Source organism: Chitinophaga sp. (assembly GCF_039596155.1).
Classification (GTDB): Bacteria; Bacteroidota; Bacteroidia; order Chitinophagales; family Chitinophagaceae; genus Chitinophaga.
The window spans coordinates 91,390-105,460 of the sequence record NZ_JBCNKF010000001.1; the positions used below are offsets into that span (position 1 = coordinate 91,390).

At 46.3% G+C, this 14,071-nt stretch carries 6 protein-coding genes; 4 read left to right on the plus strand and 2 right to left on the minus strand.

The annotated features are described in order from the left end of the window. Positions 1 to 15: 15 nt before the first annotated feature. Together ABDW33_RS00360 and ABDW33_RS00365 are read right to left on the minus strand one after the other, a co-directional pair. Positions 16 to 2,106, minus strand: coding sequence for a prolyl oligopeptidase family serine peptidase (locus ABDW33_RS00360; protein WP_343688075.1), 2,091 nt, complete (start codon positions 2,104 to 2,106; stop codon positions 16 to 18). A gap of 155 nt (positions 2,107 to 2,261) precedes the next feature. Continuing rightward, the gene (locus tag ABDW33_RS00365) at positions 2,262 to 2,927 is read right to left on the minus strand and encodes a response regulator transcription factor (protein WP_116851867.1); all 666 of its coding nucleotides are present in this window, start codon (positions 2,925 to 2,927) and stop codon (positions 2,262 to 2,264) included. Between the two features lie 1,348 nt (positions 2,928 to 4,275). On the opposite strand from ABDW33_RS00365, the gene ABDW33_RS00370 reads away from it, so the two are divergent. The 4 genes from ABDW33_RS00370 (at position 4,276) to ABDW33_RS00385 (ending at position 13,982) form a co-directional block, all read left to right on the plus strand. Then, positions 4,276 to 6,018 (plus strand): gliding motility-associated C-terminal domain-containing protein, encoded by a 1,743-nt coding sequence (locus tag ABDW33_RS00370; protein ID WP_343688076.1) that lies wholly within the window; start codon positions 4,276 to 4,278, stop codon positions 6,016 to 6,018. A 31-nt stretch (positions 6,019 to 6,049) separates the two neighbouring features. Continuing rightward, positions 6,050 to 7,060, plus strand: a complete 1,011-nt coding sequence (locus ABDW33_RS00375) for a type IX secretion system membrane protein PorP/SprF (protein WP_343688077.1) — start codon at positions 6,050 to 6,052, stop codon at positions 7,058 to 7,060. Between the two features lie 99 nt (positions 7,061 to 7,159). Then, positions 7,160 to 9,439, plus strand: a complete 2,280-nt coding sequence (locus ABDW33_RS00380; protein ID WP_343688078.1) for an OmpA family protein — start codon at positions 7,160 to 7,162, stop codon at positions 9,437 to 9,439. 433 nt (positions 9,440 to 9,872) lie between these two features. Beyond that, complete coding sequence (locus ABDW33_RS00385; protein WP_343688079.1) at positions 9,873 to 13,982, plus strand: glycosyl hydrolase family 18 protein; 4,110 nt, start codon at positions 9,873 to 9,875, stop codon at positions 13,980 to 13,982. The last annotated feature ends 89 nt before the right edge of the window (positions 13,983 to 14,071 follow it).

Consider the following 14,071-nt stretch of genomic DNA (forward strand, 5'->3'; position numbering starts at 1 on the left):
AAGGGGCGTTTTTACTTATTTACTGAGTTGCCGGATCAGGAATTCGGCCGCTGCTTTATTGACTTTGAGTTCATTACTGTATTTCATCCAGTGATGTGTATCATCAGGAATACACAAGGTTTCATAGTTTACTCCTTTTTTCTCCAAACGATTGATCAGGTCAATACTTTGATTAAACTGAACGTTTCTGTCATCATCCGCATGTATTAACAGCACCGGCGAAGTCCATGTATCCACATAGGCTATGGGCGAAGAGCGTAGTGCTACTTTCTCTGCGGTATCTGCATCGGGTGCAGGAGAGATGGCAGGCGGTGTGGCAAACTGTGAACGATTATGCACGCCATGAATATCCACACCTGCGGCAAATAGCTTAGAATCCCTACCCAATGCATGCGCGGTGAGGAATCCGCCATAAGAGCCACCATAGATTCCTATACGTTTTGCATCTACCTGTGGTTGTGCAGCCAGCCATTCTCCTGCTGCTTTTACATCCTGATACTCTGAAGCGCCTGACACACCGGCATTTGCGGGCTTATGAAATTCGTAACCGTAACCAATGCCGAGCCTGTAATTGATGGCTAATACAATGAAACCGTTGTCTGCGAGGTATTGATTGAGTGCATAATCAATCGAATAATAATCCATCCAGTGCCAGCCTAAGACCATTTGCCGTTGTGGGCCACCGTGTACATAGACGATGGCTGGCTTTCTGGCAGGGCCACCTGCTGGTTGATATAGTTGTGCATGAACAGGCGTACCGTCCGGAGCGTTGAAGATCACCTGTGTCGGCGTGATCAGGTGAGCAGCAGGAAAATCTTTTGGCAGGAGGGCGGCACTGATCAGCGAAGGCTTTCCTTTGCCGAAAGGCATCTTTGCGGTGAGTAATGGCTGGCGGGCAGTAGCGGTGAAAAGAATTACATACTGTCCATCACCCGTCACTACAGGATAGGTTTCTATACCGTCGCCTGTAGTCAGCATCTCCATGGCTGGTTTATCAACGGGAACACGGCCAATATGCCGTCTGTCAATATCCTGTGGAGAGGCGCCATTATTGGCACTGAACACCAGCCATTTTTTATCAGCTGTGAGTGTAATGTGTTCGCACATGAAATTGCCGGGAGTAAGTAGTAATGGGGTACCTCCGTTTCCTGAAATAGAATAGAGATGAGGCCATCCGTCGTGATAAGAAAGAAAGACAACATGGTTGTTAGCACCCCAGTGCAGATTGGTAGCGCCATCTGTTGTGGGAACACCGCCTCTTAATGTGGTAGGTGCTTTCCAAAGTAAGGTGGAAATTCCATCACTGATCTTTGCTGTTCTTATTTCCCATGGCTGGTGATGACGGGCCAGTATGGAATCAGTTGCGCCGCCGGTACCTGGTGTGCGGATAAAAGCAATCTGTTCACCATCGGGAGACCAGCGTGGTGAATAATCCTGCGAAAATCCGGGAGAAATCCACTGGATAGGCGCGGTAGGATGGGTGTATACGCCAATGAAACTGTGGCCATTGCGATCAGAAACAAACGCGAGCCTGTGTCCGTCAGGAGACCATTCGAGTGCGCTGGTGGTACCTTTGATGCTGAATAATACGCGTGCAGGTGCGGAGCCATCGACGGCTATAATATAAGCCTGGCCACCTTTAATAAAAGCGACGCTGTCACTGTTGGGTGAGAGGGCCGGATAATCTCCTTCGGACAATACTTTGGCGGGTCCGCCTTCAAATGGGATGGACCATATTTCTGTTTTAGGAGGTATGGGATCATGCGCCGGGTTGACAGGAGTAAAACCTTCTTTGCCGCTATGATCGCCGCCGCGGGTATACACGACCCATTTACCGTTGCCGGATATGGAGAGGCTGGTTATTTCCTGCCCATCATCCTGAATATAATTACTGAGTTTGCGGGGAGAGAAATCGGGGCCGGTGGCTACATAGATATTTCGTTTTCCCTGTTCGTTCACGGCCCATGCTACTTTTGAGCCCTGTGAGGAAGCGGTGAGGCCGGAGGGAAACGGGTAAGAGGTGACGGCTTCCATGGAGTAGTGTTGGCTATAAGCCATGGCAGCGAAGCATAGATAGAAAGCTGTTAGCAGAGATGGTTTGTGCATGCATTATCTGGTTTACAATGGTGGGTAGGAGGGTGATTGGGGCTAAGATAATGTCAATTTTTAAAAAATGCAGCTAAACATCGCTGAGGGGTGATACATCAGCGATGTTTAGTTGTGGACCTGCATAGATGAAGCAAAAACCAATTGCGATGGAATCAGGATTTTTGTTGCTGGATGATGTTCCGGATCACGAATTCGGTGAGTGCGTTACGTCCGGAAACGCCCAATTTGCCGGCAATTCTGTAGCGATGATTCTCGATTGTGCGGATAGACACGCCCAGTTCGTCTGCCATTTGCCTTGTACTCTTACCTTCAGCAATCATTTTGATGATTCTGTTCTCAGCTTTACCCAATCTGTGATACAGTGTTTGTTGTGCAGTGTTGGGATTAGCCAGCGAGACAGTACTAGTTTCTTCAGGAGGTCTGACATGGTTAAATTTGGCGAAGCGGCCCAGGCGGGAGCGAATGCTAAGTAGCAGGTCGCGTTTTCTGAAGGGTCTTGCCAGGTAGTCGTCGGCGCCGAGGTTCATGGCCATACGCATCTCCTGTCGGTTATCCCGCAAGCTGATGAATATGAGCGGGATGTGATCATAAGCCGGATCATTTCTGAGGGCCATGATAAAATGGTGGCCTCCGGTACCACGCAGGTGGGCACCACAAATGATAAGGTCTGGTTGATGTTGTTGACAGATGATGATCCCTTCTTCCTCTGACGCGGCAGTATATGTGTCATATGATTGTGATACAAGTAACTGACGCGTTTGCCTTACAAATACCTGGTCTTCATCTACAAGTAATATTTTATAGACTGCAGTGTTCATTAGAAAAGTTGATATACAGGTATGAAAAATTTAACAGGCCTAACGTTCAAAGTGTTGCCTGCTCATGCCTGAGTAAATAAATGGGGACAGGAACTGAGTCTTGATAGCGCATAACGCCCGAAAAAAACGGTGTAATCGTGTACATCTTTTACTTGGTTAATATTAAGATTTTTGCTTCCGGTGATATGCAGATAGGAACGGGCAATTTTCAGGTGCCTGTCACAGTCTGCCTCCATCAGTTGATATAGTCAGGTTTCTTTCTAAAAGATATGGGAGTGGTCTTTCTTCTGCGTAAATATGTATGAAATAACGGGTGTGACTTCAAGGAATAGCATTGCATACCTGTAAAATAAGCGCTAGTACTCAAAAATAGATGTGTTGATACTCATTTTAAACAATGGCAAGCGGAAAAGAATTCCCGCTTCCAGCTTGGTTTAACATCTTTCCCGCGCTCAGAATAAGCCCACCGATATTCTTATAACCACTCACTGCCCAGGTCTACCATAGGTATGACCGGCTTATTATATGTAACCTTCCTTATCTTCTTGTGCTATGGGATCATGGTCCTCATTTACAGTACAGAAATTAGACCATTTGCTTAAAAACCAGTTCATTACCTGATAAGCGGGCCACAAATGCATTAGTAAATATACTAATTTTTAAAGTTCTCAGCTAAAGGTCTGTAATTATAAAAACATGCTAAAATAATATCATATTAAAAAAGACAATTCTTTGAGCTGCCCCTTTAATGAAAAAAAGTTATCCACATTGTACGCATTTTTCCGGGAGGCAATTTTTGCAAAAAACTGTTTCAAAAACTGATTCCAACTTACCCTTATGCCTATCCGAAAAACGATGGAGCGGAACATATTATAATTTCCGTCAATCCTTTGCCGGGAGTACTTATTGGGCAGCAGGGCAAGGGTGAGTAGTATTGGATTATTGTAATTATTGACTTGAATTTTGGGGCTATAAAGCCAGACATGAGTCGTGAATAAATTTGTAATGGTTTGATTTATAATAACCAAATGAGGGTATTTGTGAGCTATTAATTTTCTAAAAAATATTGTTTTATCAATAAATATAGATATTTTTATATTCGAATTAACTATATCCTTGACAATCGGGAATTTATAGTCAAAAAACCATAACCAATGATAAACGCTGCATTATATCAAATCTGGACTGCTCTTAACGAGTTGCTGAGGGCGCCGTCATACCGCCTTAGACCTGTGCGGGTACATTATATATATAATAAGGAGAGGGAGCAACGTCGGTTCATGTAACTGAGCAAATCATTGGGACAAAGCATTCGAAACTTACCACTAGTTATAGTAATCCTATGCCTATGCGCAAACATTACAATTCCGCTCGTTTTACCCTGCCGGTTTCCGCGCAGCAGCGAGTAGGCCTGATTCACACTGGCGCCAAAAAAATCTCAGATTATTGTCTGGCCCTGTTTCTGCTGATTGCAGGTCTTGCCTGGATACCAGCCAGTGCTACTACAGTAGCAAACAATAGTGGCCGCCCCACAGCAGGTACTGTTTCCACCTGGATAACTGCGTCTGGTTCCCCAACCGGTGCAGATGGCTCCTACCAGAGTGGTCAAACAATCACTTACTCTATTTATGTACAGAACAATGGTAGTGCCCCGCTCACAAATGTGACTGTGGTGGATACCTTACCTGCCAACACTTCCTTTTATGGTGCTACCAACAGTGTAACACCTGATGCGAATGGCAAAATCACCTGGACGATCCCAACTATTGCGGCTAACGGTTCTGCTTTTGTAAATCTGTCAGTGACTGTTGGTTCCAATCTTACAGGTGTGGCGTACATTAAAAATACAGCGTATGTAGATGCAAAGGATGGTAATGGTCTGTTGCCGACTCCTGGTACGCAGGGCGGTACTTATTCTTCCTGGCCGGCATTGAATACACCGGTAGATAATGGCGCCAACTCTATCGCATGGTTGAGTGTGAACGCGTCCGGTACTTCAAAGGCGGGTGATGTACTCACCTATACTGTACACGTACGTAATAAGGGCACTGTAAACCTGACCAACGTAGTTATTTATGCAAATGTACCTGCTTACACCACTTTTGTAGATGGTGATGACCAGGTAACTGCTGATGCGAATGGCCTGATCACCTGGACAATTCCTACCCTGAATGTAGGCAGTGCCGATGTGACCAAAGCTTACCGTGTAAAGATATCTACTGACCTCACCGGGGTATCTGCTATTACCAACACTGCATATGTAGACAACGGCAATGGTAAAGGAAAAGTAGCTACTTATCCGGCGGTTACGGGCGATGCCAGCAATCCGAATTCAACTTCCAATGCTGGTAACTCTACTTCGGTAGCACTCTCCAAGTCATCAAGTTTTGATACCTGGATGATTGTATTGAACGAGAACCTGAGTAATTATGTAAGCTCCAGCGATGTACTTACATATTATATATACACACGCAACACGGGTAGTGTTACCATTCCTAAACTTCAGATCAACGTAGTTGTACCTACAGGGACCACCTATACACAAGGTTATGATGGTGCTACCCACCCACTGAATACGGAGGTGCAGACTGTGTACTGGACTGTACAGAACCTGGTAGCTGGTGCGATCAGTTATGTGCGTTACACCGTTACTGCTGATGAAGATCTCACCCAGCTTCCGGGTGGAGCGATTACAAGTACGGCAAAAGTAGACAATGGTGATACCATTAAGAGCACTATGCATTGTGATCCTAATGAAAGTGGTTGCGATGGTAAGTTTATTACAAGTATCAGCGTACAGGGTGGTAAACCGGGTCTGTTTGTAAGTAATGTGGTAACTCCGAACGGCGATGGTAAAAACGACTACTTCTATATCAGAAACCTGGATGAATACCCCGACTCCAAACTGTATATCTTCAACCGTTGGGGTGCACAGGTGTATTATTCCAATAACTATCAGAACGACTGGAAAGGAACCGGACTCGCAGAAGGGACATACTATTATAGAATTGAATTACACAAACCTGCCGATAATTCCGGTGGGACAGACACCTACACCACTTACAAGGGTTGGGTCATGATTATTAGATAATTGAATGAACTGTATTTCTAAAAGTGCAAATATGTACACAAGAAAAAATTGGTTTACTGTAGTATTATTACTTTGTCTGGGAGCAGGCGCCAAGGCACAACAAAGTGTTCAGTTCAGCCAGTATATCTTTAATGGCCTGTCAGTAAACCCTGCGTATGCTGGTTATAAAGATGTAATGTACCTGAATGCAACTTTCCGCGACCAGTGGAGTGGTTACCCCGGTGCGCCTAAAACAGGAATGGTATCGCTGGATGGCCCGCTGAAGCGTCCTAACAGGGATGCGAACGTAGGTTTGGGCGTACAGGCCATGATGGATAAACTGGGTCCTCAGAGCGCTATCTCTGTATACGGATCTTATTCTTACCGTATCCGCCTGGACGATGAAGATACCAAACGTATCTGCTTCGGTATCGGTGTGGGGGCTACTCAGTACAGCCTGGATGGTAACCAGCTTCAATACCTGGACCAGGGTGACCGTATCGTTCCTGATGGTGTTGCAAAAGAGACAGCTCCTGATGCACGTGTAGGTATCTATTATTATTCACCTACCTTCTATTTAGGCTTATCTGCACTGGACCTGTTCTCTAAATTTACCAGCAGTGGTTATAAATGGAGAGGATATACTTATGAAAGTATTCGCAGAAGACAGTCTGTTTACCTGACTGCAGGTTATATGTATAGCCTGTCTGAGCAGGTGTCACTGAAACCATCCGTGATGTTTAAGAGTGACTTCGCAGGTCCTGCTGGTTTGGACCTGAACCTGATGATGTACATTGACAATCTGCTGTGGATCGGGGGATCTTACAGAACTAACGTAGGCGTATTAACGAACAAAGCGATCACTGCTGCTACACCGGTAGAATCTACCAACGCTGCAAGTGCTATATTAGAGTACTACATTACTAGCAAATACCGCATCGGCTATTCCTATGATATGACTTTAAATAAACTGGCTGGTATGCAAAGCGGCAGCCATGAAATTTCAATCGGCATTCTATTTAATTCTAAGCAATACAGTACTTCCAATCCCCGGTATTTTTAATCTTAAGATCATCGAATTAATATGCTACGTTGTTACGCAATTTTATTATGCACACTTTTGGTCGTCCCTGCCACACTCTTTGGGCAGGAATCAAAGAGTGTGCGTGAGTTAGCTGACGAGGCTTACGAGAGGCAGGAATTTGCCACAGCCGGGTCCTTATATTCTAAACTGGCTAATAAGCAACGTAATAAGAATAACGTCGAGTTGCTGGAAAGAATCTCAATGTGTTATCGCCAGGTAGGTTACTATGAAGAAGCTGCTAACTGGTTCAAAAAACTCGATGCCTTACCTAACTGTCCTAACGTTGCACATCTGTTATATGGAGAGACACTAAAGAACCTGCAGAAATATGAGCAGGCAAAAGTACAGATAGCAAAGTTTGTCACCACAAAGCCAGATAGCGTACGATTAAAGAATGTAATGAGCGCAGGATGTGATAGCGCCATTATGTGGAAATCTGATCGTGTAGATATGGCAATGGAAGATATTAAAGAGTTGAGCTCCTCCGGCTCCGACTATGTAAGCGGAGTAACAAGGCAGGGGCTTTTGCTCGTATCAAACGGTTACCGGAAAATGGCCATCAGCAATGCTCCGGAAAAAGCACCACAAATTGATACCCGTACCGGGCAGCCTTACTTTAAAGCATATCTTTTTAAACAGTATGCACAGGGTGTTGCCAATACATATGTAGAAGAGATTTTACCGGAACTGCTGGGCAAGATTCCTTATCACGTAGGCCCGGTATGTTTCAATCCAAGAGAAGATACCGTGTATGTAACGCTGAACTCCTGGCAGCAGGACATCGCTAACAAGACCAAGCGTGGTCCTGTAAACGGTGAGCGTGTTATGATCATATTCTGGTCTTATAAAACAGGTGATACCTGGGCGCCACTGGAGCCCCTGAAAGAACTGAACGCCCCTGGGTTTTCTTCTGGTCACGTGGCACTGAGCCGTGATGGTCAGCTGATGTATTTCACTTCTGACAGAAAAGGTAGTGTAGGTGGAATGGATATCTGGTACAGTGAGAAACAAAAAAATGGAAAATGGGGTAAGCCTAAAAACTGTGGCCCTATTATCAATACACCTTTTGACGAAGCATTTCCTACCTATAACGAAGCTGGTATGCTTTATTTCTCCAGTAAAGGACATCCGGGTATGGGTGGTTTCGATATCTACCGTGCAACCGGAACTGGCAGTAACTGGACCAAGCTGCAGAACCTGCGCTGGCCGTTTAACTCCGGTGGAGACGATCTGGGCTTCATCATGAAAGCGAATATGTATGAAGGCTACTTCGCTTCTAACCGTCCTGGTGGTGGTGGTAGCGACGATATCTATCGCTTCATGGATACCCACTTTGCTGAACGCTTCAATGGTGATGGTGGTATGGCTCCATACCAGGCTCCGCCAGTGACTAACGACCCTGCACCGGTAGTACTCGCTGCAGCTGATCCGGTGGCAAAGCCCGATGAAGTAAAGTCCGATACCAGGAAAGGGACTTCCAAAGGTGATAAAGTAAAGAAAGAAGATAAAAAGGAAGATAAAAAAGAAGATAAGAAGGAAGAGAAATCTTCCAGACATCATAGAGAAGATAAACCAGCTGCTGTAGTTCCTGTTCCTGTTCCGGTGCCTGTTCCGACACCAACACCGGTAACTCCTGCACCAGCAGCTCCTGTCAAGAAGGAGGAACCAGTCGTAACAAGTCCTATGCAACCGGTAACGGTTCCATATACAGAGCCAACTGTTACGCCTTCCAAAACATCTCCGGCACCGGCAGAACCTGTGAAAGAAGAAGTGAAGGAAGAGCCAAAGAAAACTGAAACCAGGAAACCTGGACAAGTAAGGCAGCCTGCCACTACTACTAAACGTCCGGTAAGACCTGAGCCAGGTGCAACACTGCCAAAACCGAAACCTGAGCCGGAAGCTGTAACACCGGCTGCGGACCCAATACCAGCACCGGCAACAGTGAAGAAAGAAGATCCGGATGATAGCCAGCCTTTCAGCGATATGGACAATGCGATTATCGACAAGCTGGAGAAACTGATGTTCTTCTACGATTATAACAGTGCCATCCTGACGACCAAGTCAAGGGATATGCTGGATAGGGTAGCGGTGGTGCTGAACCAGTTCCCTAACTGGAAGCTGAATATCACCTCTTATACAGATAGCCGTGGTTCCGATGCTTATAATAAGGATCTGTCTGCAATGAGATGTTATGCGGTAATTGATTACCTGATTAAGAAAGGAGTGGCCAGCAGCAGGTTGTATTATGAAAACATTGGTAAAGATCCGAACGATCCTTGTAACAAGGGCGCAAATTGTACGGAGAATGAGTATAAGATGAGCAGACGTACCATGTTAAAGATCATCCGCAAGAATTAAGATAGACATAAAGGAGAAGAAATCCCCGCAGGCAGCCGCCTGCGGGGATTTTCATTTTTTTTAAGACGCAGATAGTACCTTTTACTCCATCGCCCGACTCCTATATAGTGACTTTATAGCCATATTCATTAAAAGAAGATAACATATCTGGTTCAGGTAGACTGCTTCATTTACCCAAACCCGGTATTGTAATTAAAACAATTATTCTATCTGTGAAACACCGGCTTTATTGCCTGCTATTACAGCTCCCGAAAAACCTTGAAACCCGGCCCTGTAATTACAATAAAGCAAAAAACGTCAGAGAGTCAAGACGTGTGCCTATACCCGCTGCTGCAATTTCGGCGTGAGTGGATCCCTCCCACTTGAAAGCGTGCAGGGTAGTTAATGTGAGCGGCGCAGTCCTATCCATATCGTCTACAAAAATCCAGCGATAATGAAAGTAAACTTTACCTTTCGTAATGCATGGCTATGCACTTATGCGAGACATGCAATTCTTTTCCTCCTGCTAATAACCGGCCTCGGTAAGGCCAGGGCACAGGTAAGCCCTTCAGTGACCGCGACTACCAAGAACCACAAGAAACAGGTAATAGGTTATATTACCCAGTGGGATGCATGGAAAGAAGTATCGGGTATTGTTCCCAAAGGTGGCTATAACCAACTGAATGTGGACTATTCCCAGTACACCATCCTCAACTTCTCCTTTTTTGGGGTAGCAAAAGACGGTTCCCTCCACAGCGGCGACTTCCGCAACAAGAACATTTACCAGGTAGGTGCCGTTCAGGAACCTGCAGCTTTGTTAAACGAAGATATCTACAGCAGCTGGGACCTATACCTGCTCAAAGGAGAACTGGACGCGCCCCTTTATTATATCACTGATGGCAGCTATGCCTATACACTGGGATATCGTAATGCAGGTAGCGGTTGGTCAAACGTAAACACCGGTGCATCCGGTAGTTTTCCGCTAAGCGTACCCAAACAGGGAGGTGCTCCCGGCCTGATCGACCTGTGCCACCAGAAAGGCATCAAAGTGATGGCTTCTATCGGTGGCTGGAGTATGTGTAAGCACTATCCTTCTACCGCCGCCAATGCAACGATGCGTGCTAAGTTCGTAGCTAACTGTGTTGACCTGATCAATATGGGGTTTGATGGTATCGACTTCGACTGGGAATATCCAAACGGAGCTGGTATGAATATCGAAAACTATAGCCAGGCTGACTATGCTAACTTCGCTACCCTCGTGGAAGCTGTAAGAGCGGCTATCGGCAGTAGCAAACTGATCACCGCTGCTTTTTCCGCCGTTCCCACCAAACTTTCAGGTTTTGACTGGACTCGCCTGAACAAATCCATGGACTATTTTAACCTGATGACCTACGACTATAATGGTGGCTGGTCAAATATTGCAGGTCATAATGCCCCGCTGTATGATTACCCGGGTGCTGAATATTCCGGTTTCTCTATCGATGCGACCGTAAAAGGTGTGAAAGCACTGGGCGTGAACATGTCTAAAGTAAACATCGGAGCGCCTTTCTATGGCCGTGGCGTGGTATGTACAGGTACTGCGGCGCTGAATGGTCCTACCAGCAAACGTGCTGAAACCGTACAACCAGATGGTCCTATCTCCACCTGTGCCGACTTTACCAACTGGGCATTGAACCTTTGGGATGGTACACCAAACTATAGTTACATCCTCCAGCAAACCGGCTCCGGCTCTGGTTGGACTGATCATTGGGATGATAATGCGAAGGTGCCTTATATGACGAAAGGTAACTACTTCCTGAGTTATGACAACGAAAGGTCTATTGGCCTGAAAGCGCAATATATCAATGACAATGGCCTGGCTGGTGTAATTGTTTGGCAGGTATTCGGTGATATGCTGAATATGACCAGTAGCACGACTCCCAAAGGTAAACTGATCTATTGCCCTGCTACCACCTCTCCGCTGGTCAACAAGCTGAATGCTGTTTTTGCTAACGGCAGCGGCACCACCAACCAGGCGCCCACTGTGAGCATCACTTCTCCTGCTGGTGGCGCTGCTTACACTGCCGGCGGATCTATTACCATCACTGCATCTGCCGCTGATGCAGATGGTACCGTTAGCAAAGTGGCGTTTTACAATGGGGCTACTTTATTAGGTACTGTTACTGCTGCTCCATTCACTTATACCTGGAGCAATGTAAGTGCGGGTAGCTACACTATAACCGCCGTTGCCACCGACAATGCGGGTGCTACAACCACTTCCGCCGCTGTAGCCTTAACTGTAAAATCTTCTTCCAACGATAATACTTCAGGTAAAGTATTGGTAGGTTACTGGCATGACTGGAACCTGGCCAATGCGCCTTATATCCGTTTGAAAGATGTCGATGCAAGGTATAATGTAATCGAAGTAGCATTTGCTACGACAGGTAGTGACTACGCTACTGTAAGTTTTGTACCTGATCCGGGGCTTACTTCTGAAGCTGAAATCAAATCTGACATTGCTACCTTACAGGCACAGGGCAGAAAGGTTTTACTGTCGCTGGGCGGTGAAAATGGTACCCTGTTGCTGACTTCTGCTACCGCCAAAGCCAGCTTCATCTCCAGCATGAAAGCTGTGTTAGACAAATATAACTTCGATGGTTTTGACCTGGATATAGAAGGTGGTACTTCCCTCCAGCTGGATAACGGAGATAAGGACTTTACCGCGCCTACTACTGCCAAAGTAGTCAACCTGATCGCAGCATGTAAAGAGATCATCACTTACCGTACAGCACAGGGTAAAAATTGCCTGCTGACCATGGCACCGGAAACCTATTATGTGCAGACTGCTTACGGAGCTACTTATTCTCCACTGGTAGGTGCTTATCTGCCTATTATTTATGGTCTGAAAGATCAGCTCTCCTGGATTCAGCCACAGCTGTACAATACCGGTTCTGTAACTGCGCTGGATAATAAGGTATATAGTTCTGCTACAGCCGACTTTATTGTATCTATGACAGAAATGCTGTTGACGGGTTTCCCGGTATCTGGCACCAGCCTTACATTCCCGGCATTACGTCCTGACCAGGTTGCATTTGGCCTGCCTGCAGCTCCGGGTGCAGCAGGTAGCGGGTATACTGCCCCTGCGCAGGTGTTGAAAGCCTTGAATTATTTAGTAAAGGGTCAGTCCTATGGTGGTACTTATACCTTACGTAACAGCGCCGGTTATCCTGGTCTGCGTGGTATCATGACATGGTCTGTCAACTGGGATGCGGTGAATAATAAAGAATTCGCCAGCAATTATTATCCATTCTTCTTTGGTTCTACCGGTGGTAACCAGGCGCCATCTGTGAGCATCACTGCTCCGGCAGCGAATGCTTCTTTCACTGCACCAGCTTCTGTGACTATCACAGCTGCTGCAACTGATGCCGACGGGTCTATTACCAAGGTAGAATTCTACAACGGTACTACACTGTTGGGTACATCTACTACCAGTCCCTATACCTATATATGGAGTAGTGTAGCAGCAGGCAGCTATTCGCTCACAGCAAAGGCGACAGACAACGCCGGTGCAACGACGACTTCTGCTGCTGTTGCAATTGTAGTAAAAAGTAGCACAGGTAGCGGTACTTGCGACGGTATCGCTGCCTGGACTGCTACTGGTATCTACACCAATGGCATGAAGGTAGTTTATAACAGTAAGATCTATACCGCTAAATGGTGGACACAGAATGAACAGCCTGATACCCACACCGGCGATGGTCAGGTTTGGACGTATACAGGTGATTGCTCAGGCGGTAACACTGGTAGTGGTGCCGCGCCAACTGTAAGCATTTCATCTCCGGCTACCGGCGCTTCATTCACTGCACCTGCTACTGTATCTATCACGGCTGCTGCAGCTGACGCTGATGGCACTATCGCCAGCGTAGCATTCTACAATGGTTCCACGCTGTTGGGCACTGTAACTGCTGCTCCTTACACTTACAGCTGGACCAATGTAGCTGCCGGTACTTACTCTCTGACTGCAAAAGCCACCGATAATAGTGGTAATGCTACTACCAGCGCTGCCGTAAGCATCACTGTAGGTGGTTCTTCTAACACGGGCAACTGTGCAGGTGTGGCTGCCTACCAGCCTTATCCAGCTGTGTACAATGCAGGTGATAAAGTAGTATATAATGGATACCTGTACGTGAGCCTTTCAAATGGCCTGTACAACGTAACTCCTGGTACTGCTGACTATTGGTGGCAACCACTGGGTGCATGCACTGCTTCTGCAGCAAGAACGGCTAATACAACTGTAGCTGCAGCTGAGACAACCACCAAAGATCAGCTCCTCGTATTCCCTAACCCGGTAACTGGTAATACTTTGCAGGTAAGCTTAACGGCTGCTGCAGGCGAAAGGATCTGGGTGGAACTGTGGAGCATCAATGGTAGTACACCTGCTATCAGAAAAGAATTTGTAGCAGCAGCCAAAGGCGCACAGGTAATCACACTGGACGTAAGCCGTTTACCTCAGGGTACATGGATACTGAAAACATCCAATGCGAAAACCGGTCGTAATGGCGCCGCTAAAGTGATTAAAATGTAATAAACCGAGCGGAAACGCTCCATCTATCCTTTCAGCGCAGATTAGGAACTGCGGGTGACTAAAGCCCGTAGTTCCTATTGCCGGTTTCT

Excerpts from the sequence above, each read along its gene's own strand:
- ABDW33_RS00360 (WP_343688075.1), bottom strand. The coding sequence starts at position 2,106 with ATGCACAAACCATCTCTGCTAACAGCTTTCTATCTATGCTTCGCTGCC.
- ABDW33_RS00365 (WP_116851867.1), bottom strand. The coding sequence starts at position 2,927 with ATGAACACTGCAGTCTATAAAATATTACTTGTAGATGAAGACCAGGTA.
- ABDW33_RS00370 (WP_343688076.1), top strand. The coding sequence starts at position 4,276 with ATGCGCAAACATTACAATTCCGCTCGTTTTACCCTGCCGGTTTCCGCG.
- ABDW33_RS00375 (WP_343688077.1), top strand. The coding sequence starts at position 6,050 with ATGTACACAAGAAAAAATTGGTTTACTGTAGTATTATTACTTTGTCTG.
- ABDW33_RS00385 (WP_343688079.1), top strand. The coding sequence starts at position 9,873 with ATGAAAGTAAACTTTACCTTTCGTAATGCATGGCTATGCACTTATGCG.